17 protein-coding genes and 5 tRNA genes are annotated in these 16,501 nt (G+C 31.1%); all 22 read right to left on the bottom strand.

Translation table 11 applies throughout. The features are described from left to right. Window positions 1–11: 11 nt before the first annotated feature. A complete protein-coding gene (gene rpoB / locus MPF13_RS04040) occupies window positions 12–3,824 on the bottom strand; it encodes a DNA-directed RNA polymerase subunit beta (protein ID WP_284041144.1) in 3,813 nt (1,270 codons plus the stop codon). 152 nt (window positions 3,825–3,976) lie between these two features. Continuing rightward, window positions 3,977–4,351: a 50S ribosomal protein L7/L12 gene (gene rplL, locus MPF13_RS04035; RefSeq protein WP_249981045.1), complete on the bottom strand. Its 375-nt coding sequence runs from the start codon at window positions 4,349–4,351 to the stop codon at window positions 3,977–3,979. Window positions 4,352–4,397: 46 nt separating this feature from the next. After that, window positions 4,398–4,916 (bottom strand): 50S ribosomal protein L10, encoded by a 519-nt coding sequence (gene rplJ, locus MPF13_RS04030; protein ID WP_249981044.1) that lies wholly within the window; start codon window positions 4,914–4,916, stop codon window positions 4,398–4,400. Window positions 4,917–4,935: 19 nt separating this feature from the next. Beyond that, window positions 4,936–5,625: a 50S ribosomal protein L1 gene (gene rplA / locus MPF13_RS04025; RefSeq protein ID WP_249981043.1), complete on the bottom strand. Its 690-nt coding sequence runs from the start codon at window positions 5,623–5,625 to the stop codon at window positions 4,936–4,938. A 20-nt stretch (window positions 5,626–5,645) separates the two neighbouring features. Next, window positions 5,646–6,083, bottom strand: coding sequence for a 50S ribosomal protein L11 (gene rplK, locus MPF13_RS04020; RefSeq protein WP_249981042.1), 438 nt, complete (start codon window positions 6,081–6,083; stop codon window positions 5,646–5,648). A 72-nt stretch (window positions 6,084–6,155) separates the two neighbouring features. Next, window positions 6,156–6,707, bottom strand: a complete 552-nt coding sequence (gene nusG / locus MPF13_RS04015) for a transcription termination/antitermination protein NusG (protein WP_249981041.1) — start codon at window positions 6,705–6,707, stop codon at window positions 6,156–6,158. A 2-nt stretch (window positions 6,708–6,709) separates the two neighbouring features. Further along, window positions 6,710–6,907, bottom strand: a complete 198-nt coding sequence (gene secE, locus MPF13_RS04010) for a preprotein translocase subunit SecE (RefSeq protein ID WP_249981040.1) — start codon at window positions 6,905–6,907, stop codon at window positions 6,710–6,712. A 20-nt stretch (window positions 6,908–6,927) separates the two neighbouring features. Further along, window positions 6,928–7,000, bottom strand: a tRNA-Trp gene (locus tag MPF13_RS04005). Window positions 7,001–7,073: 73 nt separating this feature from the next. Further along, window positions 7,074–8,261, bottom strand: coding sequence for an elongation factor Tu (gene tuf, locus MPF13_RS04000; protein WP_249981039.1), 1,188 nt, complete (start codon window positions 8,259–8,261; stop codon window positions 7,074–7,076). Between the two features lie 61 nt (window positions 8,262–8,322). After that, window positions 8,323–8,395: transfer RNA gene (locus tag MPF13_RS03995), tRNA-Thr, on the bottom strand. 15 nt (window positions 8,396–8,410) lie between these two features. Then, window positions 8,411–8,483, bottom strand: a tRNA-Gly gene (locus tag MPF13_RS03990). Window positions 8,484–8,496: 13 nt separating this feature from the next. Then, window positions 8,497–8,578 (bottom strand) — tRNA-Tyr (locus MPF13_RS03985). Window positions 8,579–8,612: 34 nt separating this feature from the next. Then, a tRNA-Thr gene (locus tag MPF13_RS03980) sits at window positions 8,613–8,686 on the bottom strand. Window positions 8,687–8,784: 98 nt separating this feature from the next. Further along, a complete protein-coding gene (gene hpf / locus MPF13_RS03975) occupies window positions 8,785–9,093 on the bottom strand; it encodes a ribosome hibernation-promoting factor, HPF/YfiA family (protein ID WP_249981038.1) in 309 nt (102 codons plus the stop codon). 3 nt (window positions 9,094–9,096) lie between these two features. Continuing rightward, window positions 9,097–9,984, bottom strand: a complete 888-nt coding sequence (locus MPF13_RS03970) for a tyrosine-type recombinase/integrase (RefSeq protein WP_249981037.1) — start codon at window positions 9,982–9,984, stop codon at window positions 9,097–9,099. Between the two features lie 95 nt (window positions 9,985–10,079). Beyond that, window positions 10,080–10,277, bottom strand: a complete 198-nt coding sequence (gene rpsU / locus MPF13_RS03965) for a 30S ribosomal protein S21 (protein ID WP_015480739.1) — start codon at window positions 10,275–10,277, stop codon at window positions 10,080–10,082. 280 nt (window positions 10,278–10,557) lie between these two features. Further along, window positions 10,558–11,724 (bottom strand): acyl-CoA dehydrogenase family protein, encoded by a 1,167-nt coding sequence (locus MPF13_RS03960; protein ID WP_249981036.1) that lies wholly within the window; start codon window positions 11,722–11,724, stop codon window positions 10,558–10,560. 18 nt (window positions 11,725–11,742) lie between these two features. Further along, window positions 11,743–12,624, bottom strand: coding sequence for a helix-hairpin-helix domain-containing protein (locus MPF13_RS03955; RefSeq protein ID WP_249981035.1), 882 nt, complete (start codon window positions 12,622–12,624; stop codon window positions 11,743–11,745). A 13-nt stretch (window positions 12,625–12,637) separates the two neighbouring features. After that, window positions 12,638–14,218: an alanine/glycine:cation symporter family protein gene (locus MPF13_RS03950; RefSeq protein ID WP_249981034.1), complete on the bottom strand. Its 1,581-nt coding sequence runs from the start codon at window positions 14,216–14,218 to the stop codon at window positions 12,638–12,640. 88 nt (window positions 14,219–14,306) lie between these two features. Next, complete coding sequence (locus MPF13_RS03945) at window positions 14,307–15,206, bottom strand: SDR family oxidoreductase (RefSeq protein WP_249981033.1); 900 nt, start codon at window positions 15,204–15,206, stop codon at window positions 14,307–14,309. A gap of 2 nt (window positions 15,207–15,208) precedes the next feature. Then, on the bottom strand, window positions 15,209–16,213 hold the full coding sequence (locus MPF13_RS03940) for a potassium channel family protein (protein ID WP_249981032.1): 1,005 nt from the start codon (window positions 16,211–16,213) through the stop codon (window positions 15,209–15,211). 3 nt (window positions 16,214–16,216) lie between these two features. Continuing rightward, window positions 16,217–16,438 carry a PspC domain-containing protein gene (locus MPF13_RS03935; protein ID WP_249981031.1) on the bottom strand — a complete coding sequence of 74 codons (222 nt, stop codon included), beginning with the start codon at window positions 16,436–16,438 and terminating at the stop codon, window positions 16,217–16,219. Between the last annotated feature and the right edge of the window lie 63 nt (window positions 16,439–16,501).

Raw genomic sequence — 16,501 nt, 5'->3', positions numbered from 1 at the left:
GTCAATTTTTGTTATTCTTCTAATCTAACGTCTAAACCTAAACCTTTAAGTTCGTGCATTAATACGTTAAATGATTCTGGTAATCCAGGTTCTGGCATAGTTTCACCTTTAACAATACTTTCGTATGTTTTAGCTCTACCCATTACATCATCAGATTTTACAGTTAAGATTTCTCTTAAGATACTTGATGCTCCATATGCTTCAAGTGCCCAAACTTCCATCTCTCCAAAACGTTGACCTCCAAATTGAGCTTTACCTCCTAATGGTTGTTGTGTAATTAATGAGTAAGGTCCAATAGAACGTGCGTGCATTTTATCCTCAATCATGTGACCTAACTTAATCATATAAATGATACCAACTGTTGCTGGTTGATCGAAACGCTTTCCTGTTCCACCATCATATAAGTAAGTATGTCCAAACCTTGGTACACCAGCTGAATCCGTAATTCCATTGATTTGATCTAAAGATGCTCCATCAAATATTGGTGTTGCATATTTAGTATTTAATTTTTGACCTGCCCAACCAAGAACAGTTTCATAAATTTGACCAATGTTCATACGAGAAGGTACCCCTAATGGATTTAATACGATATCTACAGGTGTTCCGTCTTCTAAGAAAGGCATATCTTCTGCTCTTACAATACGAGCCACAATACCTTTATTACCATGACGTCCTGCCATTTTATCACCTACTTTTAATTTACGTTTTTTAGCAATGTAAATCTTAGCAAGTTTTAAAATTCCTGCTGGTAATTCATCTCCAACAGATATTGTAAACTTTTGACGACGTAAAGAACCTTGTAGATCATTTACTTTAATTTTATAGTTGTGAACTAATTCACCAACTAAATTATTTAAGTCTTTATCAGTAGTCCAAGATCCTGTTAAGTGAACATAATCATCTACAGAGTTTAACATTTTAAGAGTATATTTTTTACCTTTTGGTAAAACTTCTTCTCCTAAATCATTATATACTCCTTGAGAAGTTTTACCACTAATTAAAGTAAATAATTTCTCAATTAAAATATCTTTTAAACCTTCAAATTTACTCACAAAAGAAGCTTCTAAAGTAGCAACTGCTTCTTTATCTCTTAATCTCTTGTTTTTATCTTTTACAGCTCTTTTAAATAATTTTTTGTCTATTACAACACCTCTTAATGATGGAGAAGCTTTTAATGATGCATCTTTTACATCACCTGCTTTATCACCAAAAATAGCACGTAATAATTTTTCTTCTGGAGTTGGATCAGATTCTCCTTTTGGTGTAATTTTACCAATTAAGATATCACCAGGATTAACTTCTGCTCCAATTCTAATCATTCCATTTTCATCTAAATCTTTTGTTGCTTCTTCAGAAACATTTGGGATATCATTAGTTAACTCTTCAGTTCCTAATTTTGTATCTCTTACGTCTAAAGAATACTCATCAATATGAATAGATGTAAATATATCTTCACGAACAACTTTTTCAGAAATTACAATTGCATCCTCAAAGTTATACCCTTTCCAAGGCATAAAGGCTACTTTCATATTTCTACCTAAAGCTAATTCTCCTTTTTGTGTTGCATAACCTTCACAAAGGACTTGACCTTCTTCAACTCTATCACCTTTTTCTACAATTGGTTTTAAGTTAATATTTGTTCCTTGATTGGTTTTTCTAAACTTAATTAAGTTGTAAGAAACTTCTTCAGAATCAAAACTAACTAGTTTTTCTTCTTCATTTCTATCATACTTAATTGTAATTTTATTTGCGTCTACATAAGTTACTTCTCCTGCTCCTTCTGCATTGATTAAGATTCTAGAATCTTTTGCAACTCTACGTTCTAAACCAGTACCAACAATTGGTGATTCTGGTCTTAATAAAGGAACTGCTTGACGCATCATGTTAGATCCCATTAAGGCTCTATTTGCATCATCATGCTCTAAGAATGGAATTAAAGATGCAGATATAGAAGCAATTTGATTTGGAGCAACGTCCATATAATCAATTACATCTGGAGTAACTACAGGGAAATCTCCTTCTTCACGTGCAATAACTCTATCTAAAACAATGCTTCCATCTTCTTTTAATTCTAAATTAGATTGAGCAATTTTCATTCCTTCTTCTTCTTCAGCACTTAAATATATAGGTGGTTCTCCAACTGCAACTGCTCCGTTATCAACTTTTCTATAAGGAGTTTCAATAAATCCTAAATTGTTAACTTTTGCAAATACAGAAAGCGATGAAATTAAACCAATATTTGGTCCCTCAGGAGTTTCAATCGGACATAAACGTCCATAATGAGTATAATGAACATCACGAACCTCGAAACCTGCTCTTTCTCTTGATAAACCTCCAGGTCCAAGTGCAGATAATCTACGCTTATGAGTTATCTCTGCTAATGGATTTGTTTGATCCATAAATTGAGATAATTGGTTCGTACCAAAGAATGAGTTAATTACAGATGATAATGTTTTAGCATTAATTAAATCAATTGGCGTAAAAACTTCGTTATCACGTACATTCATACGCTCACGAATTGTTCTAGCCATACGTGCTAAACCAACTCCAAATTGACCTGCTAATTGTTCACCAACAGTTCTTACACGTCTGTTAGATAAGTGATCTATATCATCAACTTCTGCTTTAGAATTGATTAACTCAATTAAATATTTAATAATTGTAATAATATCTAATTTTGTTAATACCTTTTGATCAATTGGTTCATTTAACTGAAGCTTGGTGTTCATTCTAAAACGACCAACTTCACCTAAATTATATCTTTGTTCAGAAAAGAATAACTTATCTATAATACCTCTTGCAGTCTCTTCATCTGGCGGTTCTGCATTACGTAATTGTCTATAAATATGTTCTACTGCTTCTTTCTCTGAATTGGTAGGATCTTTTTGTAAAGTATTGTGAATAATTGCATAGTCTGCCATATCGTTATCTTCTTTATGAAGTAAAACGGTTTTAGCACCAGCATCAATTATTTCATCAATATGTTCTTTTTCTAAAATTGTATCACGATCAAAAATAATTTCGTTTCTTTCTATTGATACAACTTCTCCAGTATCTTCATCTACAAAATCTTCATGCCATGTTTTTAAAACTCTAGCTGCTAATTTACGACCTAATACTTTTTTTAATCCAGCTTTAGAAACTTTTACTTCTTCTGCAAGATCAAAAATTTCTAAAATGTCTTTATCTCTTTCAAAACCAATAGCTCTGAATAATGTTGTAACTGGTAATTTTTTCTTTCTATCAATATAAGCATACATTACTTGATTGATATCGGTAGCAAATTCAATCCAAGAACCTTTAAAAGGAATTACTCTTGCTGAATATAATTTTGTACCATTTGCGTGGAAAGATTGTCCAAAGAACACACCTGGTGATCTATGTAACTGAGAAACTACCACACGTTCTGCTCCATTTATAACAAATGTACCAGAGTTAGTCATATAAGGAATTGTACCAAGATAAACATCTTGAACAATAGTTTCGAAATCTTCGTGTTCTGGATCTGTACAGTAAAGTTTTAGACGAGCCTTTAAAGGTACACTATGTGTAAGACCTCTTTCAATACATTCTTGAATAGAATATCTTGGTGGATCTACAAAGTAATCTAAAAATTCTAATACAAATTGATTTCTTGTATCTGTAATTGGAAAGTTATCCATGAAGGTTTTGTACAAACCTTCTTCACCTCTTTCTTCTGCTTTAGTTTGAAGTTGGAAAAAATCTTGGAAAGATTTTACCTGAATATCCAAAAAATCTGGATATTCTTTAATCATTTGAGAAGTTGCGAAGTTGATTCTTTCAGTAGTGTTTTTCGTTGCCAAAAGAGAATATATTTTTGATTAAAATCTGAATTAAAATAAAGAACGAATATATACACAAAATGGTTTAGGCCTAAAAACTTACGTTTCTAGTACCTAAACCTATATTTGTTTTCCCGTTTTTTAGTCTTACAAAAAAATCGGGAAGTTGTAGCTTACTTAAGCTCTACTTCAGCTCCAGCTTCTTCTAAAGACTTCTTAAGACCTTCAGCCTCATCTTTAGAAACACCTTCTTTTACTGCTGCAGGAGCGCTATCTACGATACCTTTAGCTTCTTTTAATCCTAAACCAGTTAATTCTTTAACTAATTTTACAACTGCTAATTTAGAAGCTCCTGCTGCTGTTAAGATAACATCAAATTCAGTTTGCTCTTCAGCTGCTTCACCACCACCTGCTGCTGGTCCTGCTACTGCTACTGCTGCTGCTGCTGGCTCAATACCATACTCATCTTTTAAAATAGTAGCTAATTCATTAACTTCTTTTACTGTTAAGTTAACTAATTGTTCTGCGAAATCTTTTAATTCTGCCATTTTAATTGTTTTTAAAATTTTGTTTTATTATAATTTATTTGTGCGCTTATTCTTTTTCAGATAAAGTTTTAATAATACCTGAAAGTGTTTGTCCACCTGACTGTAATGCTGAAATAACATTCTTAGCTGGTGACTGTAATAATCCAATGATTTCACCAATTAATTCTTCTCTAGACTTAATGTTTACTAAAGATTCTAATTGATCATCTCCAATATATACAGACTCTTCTGCAAATGCTCCTTTTAATAAAGGTTTATCTGCTTTTTTTCTGAATTCTTTGATTAATTTTGCTGGAGCGTTAGCTGCTTCAGAAATCATCATTGAAGTATTTCCTTTTAATACTGTTGGTAAGTCTCCAAATTCTTTATCTGAAGCTTCCATTGCTTTTGCAAGTAATGTATTTTTAACAACTGATAACTGAACTCCTGCCTTAAAACAAGCTCTACGTAAGTTAGAAGTTGTTTGTGCATCTAATCCAGAAATATCTGCTAAATATAACGTATTTGTGTCTGCTAATACTGCTGTTAAATCTTGTATTACTTGTGATTTCTCTTCTCTAGTCATGATTATAAGTTTTAACGTATTAAACAGTTTTAACCTCAACCTCAATACTAGGACTCATAGTACTAGACATAAAAACGCTTTTTACATACGTTCCTTTTGCTGTTGTTGGTTTCAATTTAATAATAGTTTGTATTAACTCGTTTGCATTTTCTTCAATTTTCTTAGCATCAAAAGATACTTTTCCAATTGCTGCATGAACGATACCAGTTTTATCAACTTTAAAATCGATTTTACCAGCTTTTACATCTGTAACTGCTTTTGCAACATCCATTGTTACAGTACCAGTTTTAGGGTTAGGCATTAAACCTCTAGGACCTAAAATTCTACCTAAAGGACCTAATTTACCCATTACACTAGGCATTGTAATAATTACATCTACATCTGTCCATCCTCCTTTAATTTTTTGAAGGAATTCATCTAATCCAACATAATCTGCACCTGCTGCTTTAGCATCTGCTTCTTTATCTGGAGTTACTAATGCTAATACTTTAACATCTTTACCTGTTCCGTGAGGTAATGTTACAACACCACGAACCATTTGATTAGCTTTGCGAGGATCAACTCCTAAACGTATTGCTAAATCTACAGATGCATCAAACTTTACGTTAGTAATGTCTTTGACTAGCGATGAAGCTGCTGCTAAATCATAAGATTTAGAGCTATCTAACTTTGCGTGAGCTTCTTTTTGCTTTTTTGTTAATTTTGCCATTTTACTACTTTTTATAAAGTTTATGCTGGTGCATCACCTTTAACTGTTAATCCCATAGAACGAGCTGTACCTGCAATCATACGCATTGCTGAAGAAATTTCAAAGGCATTTAAATCTACCATTTTATCTTCTGCAATAACTTTAATTTGATCCCAAGTAACTGACGCTACTTTCTTTCTGTTTGGTTCTCCTGAACCTTTTTTAATTTTGGCCGCTTCTAGTAACTGAACTGCTGCAGGAGGAGTTTTTACAACAAAATCGAACGATTTGTCTTTGAAAACAGTAATAACAACAGGTAATACTTTACCTTGTTTGTCTTGCGTTCTTGCATTAAACTGTTTACAGAACTCCATAATGTTAACACCAGCAGCTCCTAAAGCGGGTCCAACCGGCGGCGATGGATTCGCTGAGCCTCCCCTTACTTGTAACTTAACTACTTTACTAACTTCTTTTGCCATTTTAAAATGTTTAATGATTTGTTTTAAATTGGAAGCTTAAAAACAAATCGGTCATATATATTTGTGTAACAATTATATCTTTTCTACTTGCATATAACTTAATTCTAATGGTGTTTTTCTTCCAAAGATTTTCACCATCACTTCTAGTTTACGCTTTTCTTCATTTACTTTTTCTATAGTACCATCAAATCCATTAAAAGGACCATCAACAACCTTTACAGTTTCTCCTATATTAAAAGGTATTGCAATATTTTCATCTTGTACAGAAAGTTCATCAACTTTCCCTAGCATTCTGTTTACTTCAGATTTTCTCATTGGAACAGGATCACCTCCTTTTGTTTCTCCTAAGAAACCAATCACTCCAGTTATAGCTTTAATAACGTGAGGCACTTCTCCTGAAAGATTTGCTTCTACCATGATATAACCAGGAAAATAAACTCTTTCTCTATTTACCTTTTTTCCATTTCTTATCTGAACAACCTTTTCAGTAGGTACTATTACCTGACTTACATAATCAGATAAACCTACTCTTGAAATCTCATTTTCTATATAAGACTTCACTTTATTTTCTTGTCCTCCAATGGCTCTAACAACATACCATTTCATTACTGAATCAGCTGCCATAATTAATTTGATTTAAACATTCCGAAAAAATTATCTAAACCTGTTTGAAAAACATAATCTATACCAGCTACAGCTAAAGCAAATACAATTGTAAAAACAGCTACAGTAACAGTTGATTTCTGAGCATCTTCTTTAGAAACCCAAGTCATATGATTACTTAATTCTTCAAAAGAATCTTTGATATATTGTATGAAATTCATAATAATTATGTTTTTTTTTGCACGGATTGAGGGACTCGAACCCCCGACACCTGGTTTTGGAGACCAGTGCTCTACCAACTGAGCTAAACCCGTTTCTTATTCATTGATAAAGGCGTTCCGTAGAAACGGAACACCCTTATATTTTATTCATTAATTAAACTAATAATTAGTCTAATAATTCTGTAACTTGACCTGCACCTACAGTTCTACCTCCTTCACGGATAGCAAAACGTAAACCAACATTTAATGCGATTGGTTGGATTAAATCAACAGTAATTGTTAAGTTATCTCCTGGCATCACCATTTCTACACCTGAAGGCAAGTTAATAGTACCTGTAACATCCGTTGTTCTTACATAGAACTGAGGACGATAGTTGTTATGGAATGGAGTATGACGTCCACCTTCTTCTTTTTTAAGAACATAAACCTCTGCCTTAAATTTAGCATGAGGAGTTACAGAACCTGGCTTACAGATTACCATCCCTCTTTTAATATCTTCTTTAGCAATACCTCTCAATAAGATTCCTGCATTATCTCCAGCCTCACCTCTATCTAAGATTTGACGAAACATCTCAATACCAGTAATCGTAGAAGACATCTTTTCAGCTCCCATACCAATAATATCTACAACATCCCCTGTATTAGCAATACCTGTTTCTATACGACCTGTTGCTACAGTTCCACGACCAGTAATTGAAAACACATCCTCAACAGGCATTAAGAAATCTTTATCTACCTCTCTTAATGGCTCCTCAATCCAAGTATCACAAGCTTCCATTAATTCCATTACAGTATCAACCCATTTTTGTTCACCGTTTAAAGCTCCCAAAGCAGAACCTGAAACTACAGGACCATTATCTCCATCATAATCATAAAAAGATAACAATTCTCTAACTTCCATATCAACTAATTCTAAAAGCTCTTCATCATCAACCATATCAACTTTGTTTAAGAAAACAACGATACGAGGAATACCTACCTGACGACCTAATAAGATATGCTCTCTAGTTTGAGGCATTGGACCATCCGTTGCAGCAACTACTAAAATAGCACCATCCATTTGAGCAGCACCAGTTACCATGTTCTTTACATAATCCGCGTGACCTGGACAGTCAACGTGAGCGTAGTGACGATTAGCAGTTTGATACTCAACATGAGAAGTGTTAATTGTAATCCCTCTTTCTTTTTCTTCTGGAGCGTTATCAATTTGATCAAAATCTTTCGCTTCTGATAATCCTGCATCAGCTAATACTTTTGTAATAGCAGCAGTTAAAGTTGTTTTACCGTGATCTACGTGTCCGATAGTACCAATATTTAAGTGTGGTTTCGAACGGTCAAAAGTTCCTTTTGCCATGATTATTAATTTTTAATTCTTAGTTTAAATATATTTAGTGTCTAATAATACGTATTAAATGAGCCAGCGATGGGATTTGAACCCACGACCTCATCCCTACCAAGGATGCGCTCTACCAACTGAGCTACACCGGCCTGTTGATAATTTAGAGCGAAAGACCGGGTTCGAACCGGCGACATTCAGCTTGGAAGGCTGACGCTCTACCAACTGAGCTACTTTCGCAAAATGTAAATTGTGGGGAGAGCAGGATTCGAACCTGCGAAGACATAGTCAACGGAGTTACAGTCCGTCCTCGTTGGCCGCTTGAGTATCTCCCCTTGAATTTACTATTTTAATGAACTTGTTATTTTGAGCCAATGGAGGGACTCGAACCCACGACCTGCTGATTACAAATCAGCTGCTCTAGCCAGCTGAGCTACATCGGCTTTTGCTGCAAAAAAACAACCCGCTATTTCTAACGGATTGCAAATGTATAAAGTTTTTTTACATTCTAAAACTTTTTATTATTTTTTTTTCATTTTTTTTATGAAATAATTGAATCACGATGTTTTTCCTTTGATCTTTTTAATTGTCTTTTTAAGTTATCTACCGCAGTATTAACACCTTCCTCAAAAGTTTTGGTTTCTCTCTTAACAATTAAATCTCCTCCTGGAATATGAATTTTTATTTCAGTTAACTTGTTTTCTTTATCACTTGTATTCAAAACTTTTAAAAAAACCTCTGCATTTACTATTTTATCATGGTATTTAACCAATGTTAAAACTTTTTCATCTACAAATTTTATAAGTTCTTTATCTGCGCTAAAATTTACTGATTGTGTGAATACCTTCATACTTCATCCTTTTTTATTGCTCCTAGGGTGAGCGTTATTATATACTTTTTTTATAACATCAAGACTATTTTTAGTATAGACTTGTGTTGAAGCTAAAGAAGAATGCCCTAGCAATTCTTTAACTGAATTTAAATCTGCCCCTTCATTTAAAAGATGTGTTGCAAAAGAATGCCTTAATATATGTGGACTCTTTTTTTCTTTTGATGAGACTCTACTAAAGTAAGTATTTATAATTCTGTAAACAAGAGTTTCGTATATTTTATTTCCTTTTTCTGTAATAAATAACTCTCCTAAGCCTATTGAAAATTCTTTTTTTAATTGTAAATATTTTTTTAAAGTTTGAATTACAGAACCTAACAAAGGAACATACCTTTCTTTATTTCGTTTTCCTAAAACTTTTATTGTTTTATCTGAAAAACTTATATTATGTTCTTTTAAATTAATTAATTCTGTTCTTCTGATTCCTGTAGAATAGAACAACTCTACTATAAGTTTATTTCTTATAGAAACAAATGTATCTTCTTTATCTATATCTTTTATTACTTCGTTTATTTCTCTTGCTGTAAAAGGCACCTGAACTTTTTTTTCTACTTTTAACATCTTATGTTTAGAAAGTGGATTTAATTCTATTTGATTTGACTTTTGCAGAAACTTATAAAAAGACTTTAAAGAACTTACTTTTCTATTGATAGTTCTATTAGAAACATTATTATTAACAAGAGTTACTATCCAAGACCTGATTAATGAATAATTTACTTCTGAAAGATCTTCTAGATTACAATTGTCGATTAAAAAGCTTTTAAATGAATTTAAATCTGTTTTATATGCAGTAATTGTATGTGCAGAATATTTTTTTTCTAAGGAAAGATAATCTAGAAACTCGTTAATCAAATTAGATGTGTTTTATAGGTAAATCTACAAAAAAAACATAAAAAAACTCGTATTGAATATTCAATACGAGTTTAATATTTTAAAATAAGTTATCTCTAACCTACTTCTTCTTGTGTTCTTAATCTTTGAACGTAAGATGCTTTTATTCTTTGAGCTCTTTTCGCTACAGATGGCTTCGTGAAGTTTTTTCTGTTACGTAAGTTCTTCATTGTCTTAGTTCTATCGAATTTTCTCTTATAACGTTTTAACGCTCTATCGATATTTTCTCCTTCTTTTACTGGTATAATTAACATGAGTTATCACCTCCCTTCATAAGTTCTTTTATATTTTTAATAGTATTTCTACTAATGTTTTATTTTTTGGACTGCAAAAGTAGAAATTAAATATGAAATAACAATTCTTATTTACTATTTATTTTTGGATTTGCTTTTGCGTTAGCGATTGAACGGTTTGTTTGAGCTCTTTTGTTTTGGTAAAAACAAAAAGCGAGTAGTGAAAGCGCGACCTTTAGGTAACGCCCGAAAAAATTATCAGTTATCAGTTATCAGTTATCAAAACTAAAAAACAAAAAACTTATGTAGCTGGTTTATATTCTTTTCTGTCTATTACTATTTTTGCGATAATTTCTTTCAAAATTTCTGAAGTACCTCCTCCAATTGGACCTAACCTACTATCTCTTAATAGTCTTGCTAAAGGATATTCTTCCATATAACCATAGCCACCTAACATTTGTAATGCATCATAAATAACCTCATCTGCCATTTTTGTAGAAAGTAATTTAGACATACTAGCTTCTTTAACTACATATTGACCATCATCTAAACGTTTGGTTATAGAGTAATTGTATTCTCTACACATATCTACTCTACTTGCCATTTCTGCAATTTTATGTCTTAATACCTGAAAATTATCTAAAGATTTACCAAAAGCGACTCTTTCTTGTATATAATTTAAAGCATAATCTACAGCATATTCTGCTCTTGCATGAGCATTAACACCCATTACCAACCTTTCTAAGGCAAAATGTTGCATTATATAAGGAAAACCTTTTCCTTCTTCTCCTAACAAGTTTTCTGCTGGAATTTCTACATTATCAAAAGCTATTTCTCCTGTATCTGAAGCTTTCCAACCTAATTTTTCTAACCTTGTTGCTGATAATCCTTTAGAATTTCTGTCTACAACAAAAAGACTGATTCCTTTATATTTATCTGATGGGTTTGTTCTTGCTGATACAATTAAGTAATCTGAATCTACTCCATTTGTAATAAATGTTTTTGACCCGTTTAAAATATACTTATCTCCTTGTTTTATAGCTGTAGAGCGCATTCCTGCAACATCTGACCCACCAAAAGGTTCTGTTATACAAAGACAACCAATCATATCTCCTTCTACACTTGGAACTAAGTATTTATTTTTAATAAAATCACTTCCTTCTTTATTAAGATGTGTCATTGCTAAATACTCATGTGCCCACATTGCTGCAGCAAATCCACCAGAATTTACTTTTTGTAATTCTTCTAAAAAGATAACTGTATAAAATAAATCTAAGTTTAAACCTCCAAATTCTTCTGGAGTATTTAAACCAAAATATCCCATTTCTCCAAATTTCTTCCAGATGAAACGCTCTACCCTACCATCTTTTTCCCACTTATTAATATGAGGAACTACTTCTTTCTGTAAAAATTCTTTGAAACTAGCACGAAAAGCTTCATGCTCTTCAGTAAAATACATACTGTTCATTATGATAAAAATTGGTTTTTATTCAGCCACCAAATATAAGACTATTCTATCATATTTATCCAAAGGAAAACCACTGATATTTTTTAACTCTGAAATATTTTGAAGTTCAGCAACTTCATCTCTATATTCAAATATTTTTTTACATAGATTATAATCGATGTAAGGTTTTTTTAATAAATCTTTAAAAGAAACTGTATTTACGTTAACCTTTTTAATAATAGGCTTTTCAATAATTTTAAATACTGATAAAACTTTTTTTACTACTTCTTGATCTAAACCCCAAACTTCATTAAGCTGATTATTATAAGTAAAACCTTGTAATTTTGTTCGGTATTTTACAATACGTTCAGAATATGCTTCTCCTATACCTCTTATTGTTTTAAAATCTTCTGCAGTAGCTTTATTAATATCTGAAGTTGATATTGATATCTTTTTAATATTATTTGAACTATATAAGTTTTTAGATGTAATTTGATTTCTTTTTGTTACCCATTCTGGAAATTTAAAATATGGAGAAATCTTATTTAATAAACTGTCTGAAACTTTTGTAACTTTTTGAAATTCACTTTTAGAATTGACAAATTTATTTGTTTTTCTAAAAAGTAGCAATCTATCAATTTCTTCTATTGACATTCCTAATTGTTCTCCTTTAAAATCTGTTATATAATTAGGATTAAAAGGATAAATTTTAGGTTTTCTATTTTCTAACTCTACACTCTTTAAACTATCTATTTGATTACGAAAAGCTAAAACTTCTGAAGTTTTTAAGTCTATTTTATTATTTGAAGTAAAATCTACAAAAACAATAATTAGTTGAAAAATGATAATTAACGTTACTAAAAAGAAAATCCCATTTCTTTGGCTTTTGTTATACCAGAAATGGGATTTAAATATTTTCATATTGAATTTCTTATTAACTTTTTGTTTTAATAGCATTCATATATCTAGAAAGCTCTTCTTTTACTTTAGGAGCTAAAATTATTAAACCAATCATATTAGGAACCATCATTGCAAAAACCATTGCATCTGAGAAACCAATTACTGATCCTAAACTTGCTGCTGCTCCAATAATTACGAATATACAGAAAATTACTTTGTAAGTATATTCCATTTTTTTAGATCTTCCGAATAAATATACCCATCCTTGAAAACCATAATAAGACCAAGAAATCATAGAACTAAATGCAAATAATACTACTGCAATAGTTAAAACATATGGAAACCATGAAATAGCAGATTCAAAAGCTCCTGAAGTTAATAATATTGCTTGTGCATCATTTAAAGATGCATTTTCAGCTGCAACATTACCAGTAATAATTAAAACTAAAGCTGTCATAGTACAAACCACAACAGTATCTATAAAAGGCTCTAATAAAGCAACCATACCTTCACTTGCTGCATATTTAGTTTTTACTGCAGAATGCGCAATAGATGCAGAACCAATACCAGCTTCATTAGAAAATGCTGCTCTTCTAAATCCTTGAACTAAAACTCCTACTGCTCCACCTGCAACTCCTTCTGGACTAAAGGCTCCTTCAAAAATTTGTCCAAATGCACTTCCAATCATATCGTAATTAGAAAAAATTACAAATAATGATGCTGCAACATAAATTGCCACCATAAAAGGAACAATTTTATCTGTTACTTTGGCTATTTTTTTAATTCCTCCAATAATTACAATACCAACTAATACTGACATTACTAAACCAAACAACCATCCTTTACCATGTAGTACAGAAACCCCACCAACTGGTGTAGTAATATTTTCTACTAATTGAAATGCTTGATTTACTTGGAACATGTTTCCACCTCCAAAAGATCCTCCAATAACGAAGATTGCAAAGAATGCTGCTAATATTTTTCCTAAAGTTTTATTTTTAAGTCCTTTTGTTAAATAATACATTGGACCTCCATAAACAGTTCCATCAGATTCAATATCTCTATATTTAACACCTAAAGTACATTCTACAAATTTAGAAGCCATTCCTAAAAACCCTGCAATAATCATCCAAAAAGTAGCACCTGCACCACCAATAGAAACTGCAATTGCAACACCAGCAATGTTTCCTAAACCTACTGTTGCAGATAAAGCTGCTGTTAATGCCTGAAAGTGAGAAACTTCTCCATCATGACCTTCTATAGCTATTGTTTCTTTTATATCACCTCCTGGAGTAGAATCTCCTGCAGCAATCATAGAATCGTGCTTATCTATTTCATCATATTTACCTCTAACAATATTTATAGAAGTAAAAAAACCTTTAAAGTTTATAAAATTGAAGTAAAAAGTAAAATACGTTGCTCCCAAAATTAAAGGGAATAATACCCAATAAATACTAATTGTATCTGTAAAAGGAATTTGATAAAAAATAAAATCTACAAACCATCCTGTTGCATTACCAAATGCCTCATCTATTTGTTGATCTAATCCTTTTTCTTGTGCAAATGTTAACATTGGAATTGCTAATAAAAGCAATGAAAGAAGTTTTTTCTTCATAATATGTAATTGTTAGTTTTTCAATTAGTAGCGTGCAATATCATAAAAATATGCGCTTTTAACAACTTTTGAGCGTTAAAAGTAATTTTTACATTAAGATATCTTTAAATCTTTGCAAATCTTCTTTAAAGGATTTTGGATAAAAATCCAACTGCATATTTGTTTTTGATAAATTAAAACCTGTTTTTGCAGGTCTAGGTGCTGTTTGGTTTAATGTGGATGTAGATATAGGTTTAATTAAACTTTTATCTAACTTAAATGTTTCTGCAATTTGTTGGGCAATTTCATAAACACTTAGCAATTCATTTGAAGCAATATTAAAAACACCCATTGCTTTTTTATCTATAGAAATTTTACATGCTAAAGCCAAATCTTTTACATAAGTAGGTGTTCTAAATTGATCATCAACTATTGTAATTTCTTTTCCTTCTGATAACATTTGACGAACCCATAAAACAATGTTATTTCGAGACATATCAAACACTTTACCATATACTAATATGGTTCTTAAAATAGTGTAATTTATTTTTGACTCTTTTAATACTTCTTCAGATTTTAACTTAGACAATCCATAATAACTTAAAGGATTTGGTGTATCAGTTTCTTTATAATTTCCTTTTTTCCCATCAAAAATAAAATCTGTTGAAATATGAATTAAATGAATATTTAATTCTTGAGAAATTTCTGCCAACCATTGTACAATAGTTACATTTAACAAATCGCAAGCTTCTTTATTGTTTTCACAGTCGTCAACTTGCGTCATTGCAGCTGTGTTAATAATAAAGTTTGGTTTTATTGTAGCTAATTGTGCTTTTAAATTTTCTTCTTTTGTAATATCTATAGAAACATAAGAAAAATCATCTCTCCCACTTCTATTTTTTCCTCTAGATAAACCAAAGACTTCATATTTTTCTTTTTCTAAAAGTAATAATTCTATTAGTGACTGCCCTAACAACCCATTACTACCTGTAATAGCTATTTTAATCATTTTTAAAATAAATCTCTAAGTTTTATAATTTGTTCTGGTCTTCCTAATACAATTAAATGAGAGCCTTCTGTTAAAATACAATCTGCTTCAGGATTAATTATATAATCTTTATCTGGATTTCTATAACCAATAACTGTACACCCTGTTTCTTTTCTAAGATCTAAATCTAAAATTGTCTTATTTAAATATTTTTTTGGCAAATCGTCTACAGCTATTTCTTCTAAATTTGCAGTTGTTTCTCCTTCTATGGTCAATCTATCAACAAATTCTATTACATCTGGAGTTGTAACTAAAGAAGCCATATGATCACCTCCTAATTTATCTGGCATAATTACATTATCTGCTCCTGCAATTTTTAATTTACTATAAGAAGACTCATTTGATGCTCTACTTATTACCTTACAATTACTATTTAACTGACTAGCAGTAAGAACCACAAATAAGTTATTTGCATCAGAAGGCAATGCTGTAATTAAATTTGCAGCTTTTTCTATACCTGCTCTTATTAAAGTTTCGTCTAAAGTGGCATTTCCATTAATATTTAAAATTCCTTCAGAGTCTAAAAACTGAGACATTTCTTTGTCTTTTTCTACAACAACAAAGTCTTTATTATAGTTTTTTAATTTTAAAATTGCTTGTTTTCCATTTCTTCCATAACCACAAACAATTGTGTGCCCTTTTAAATTTTCTATTTGCTTTTCCACTTTTTTGTGTTTAAAATGTTCAAATAACCTACCACTAACTAAATACTCAGAAAACGACGAAACAGTATAACCAAAAATAGATATACTTGTTAAAATCAAAAAAATTGTAAATACTTTCTCTTCTGGAGTAAAAGGTTTTACTTCTCCAAAACCAACTGTAGTTATTGTAATTACAGTCATGTATAAGGCATCTATAAAAGAATAACCAGACAATAATTTATATCCAACAGTTCCAATTGTAATAATTGTAACCACTAAAAGAAGTGTCTTATTTATTCTAGAATCTAATACTTTTATTTTCATATACTACAAGTCAAATACTGAGCTTCTTTTGGTATACATCTTATCTTTTAACTTAAATAAAAAGGCCATTGTTAAATAAAACCCAAAAGATAAACCAACTGTAAAAAAAGTAACATAAATAAAAAACAAACGTACATTTATGGCTCTTATACCCATTCTATCTGCTAATCTAGAAGAAACATGAAATCCATTTCTTTCAAAATAATGTCGAATATTATCAATCATTTATGTTAAAAAATTTAAATGCAAGATACTATTTTATCATTTGTTAACAATACACCAATTAAA

The organism is Polaribacter sp. Z022, from assembly GCF_023555495.1.
Lineage (GTDB): Bacteria > Bacteroidota > Bacteroidia > Flavobacteriales > Flavobacteriaceae > Polaribacter.
Note: the sequence above shows the minus strand (reverse complement) of the source record. Positions and strands in the feature narration are given on the sequence as shown.

Excerpts from the sequence above, each read along its gene's own strand:
- rplL (WP_249981045.1), bottom strand. The coding sequence starts at position 4,351 with ATGGCAGAATTAAAAGATTTCGCAGAACAATTAGTTAACTTAACAGTA.
- rplJ (WP_249981044.1), bottom strand. The coding sequence starts at position 4,916 with ATGACTAGAGAAGAGAAATCACAAGTAATACAAGATTTAACAGCAGTA.
- rplA (WP_249981043.1), bottom strand. The coding sequence starts at position 5,625 with ATGGCAAAATTAACAAAAAAGCAAAAAGAAGCTCACGCAAAGTTAGAT.
- rplK (WP_249981042.1), bottom strand. The coding sequence starts at position 6,083 with ATGGCAAAAGAAGTTAGTAAAGTAGTTAAGTTACAAGTAAGGGGAGGC.
- nusG (WP_249981041.1), bottom strand. The coding sequence starts at position 6,707 with ATGGCAGCTGATTCAGTAATGAAATGGTATGTTGTTAGAGCCATTGGA.
- secE (WP_249981040.1), bottom strand. The coding sequence starts at position 6,907 with ATGAATTTCATACAATATATCAAAGATTCTTTTGAAGAATTAAGTAAT.
- tuf (WP_249981039.1), bottom strand. The coding sequence starts at position 8,261 with ATGGCAAAAGGAACTTTTGACCGTTCGAAACCACACTTAAATATTGGT.
- hpf (WP_249981038.1), bottom strand. The coding sequence starts at position 9,093 with ATGAAGGTATTCACACAATCAGTAAATTTTAGCGCAGATAAAGAACTT.
- rpsU (WP_015480739.1), bottom strand. The coding sequence starts at position 10,277 with ATGTTAATTATACCAGTAAAAGAAGGAGAAAATATCGATAGAGCGTTA.
- MPF13_RS03960 (WP_249981036.1), bottom strand. The coding sequence starts at position 11,724 with ATGAACAGTATGTATTTTACTGAAGAGCATGAAGCTTTTCGTGCTAGT.
- MPF13_RS03955 (WP_249981035.1), bottom strand. The coding sequence starts at position 12,624 with ATGAAAATATTTAAATCCCATTTCTGGTATAACAAAAGCCAAAGAAAT.
- MPF13_RS03950 (WP_249981034.1), bottom strand. The coding sequence starts at position 14,218 with ATGAAGAAAAAACTTCTTTCATTGCTTTTATTAGCAATTCCAATGTTA.
- MPF13_RS03945 (WP_249981033.1), bottom strand. The coding sequence starts at position 15,206 with ATGATTAAAATAGCTATTACAGGTAGTAATGGGTTGTTAGGGCAGTCA.
- MPF13_RS03940 (WP_249981032.1), bottom strand. The coding sequence starts at position 16,213 with ATGAAAATAAAAGTATTAGATTCTAGAATAAATAAGACACTTCTTTTA.
- MPF13_RS03935 (WP_249981031.1), bottom strand. The coding sequence starts at position 16,438 with ATGATTGATAATATTCGACATTATTTTGAAAGAAATGGATTTCATGTT.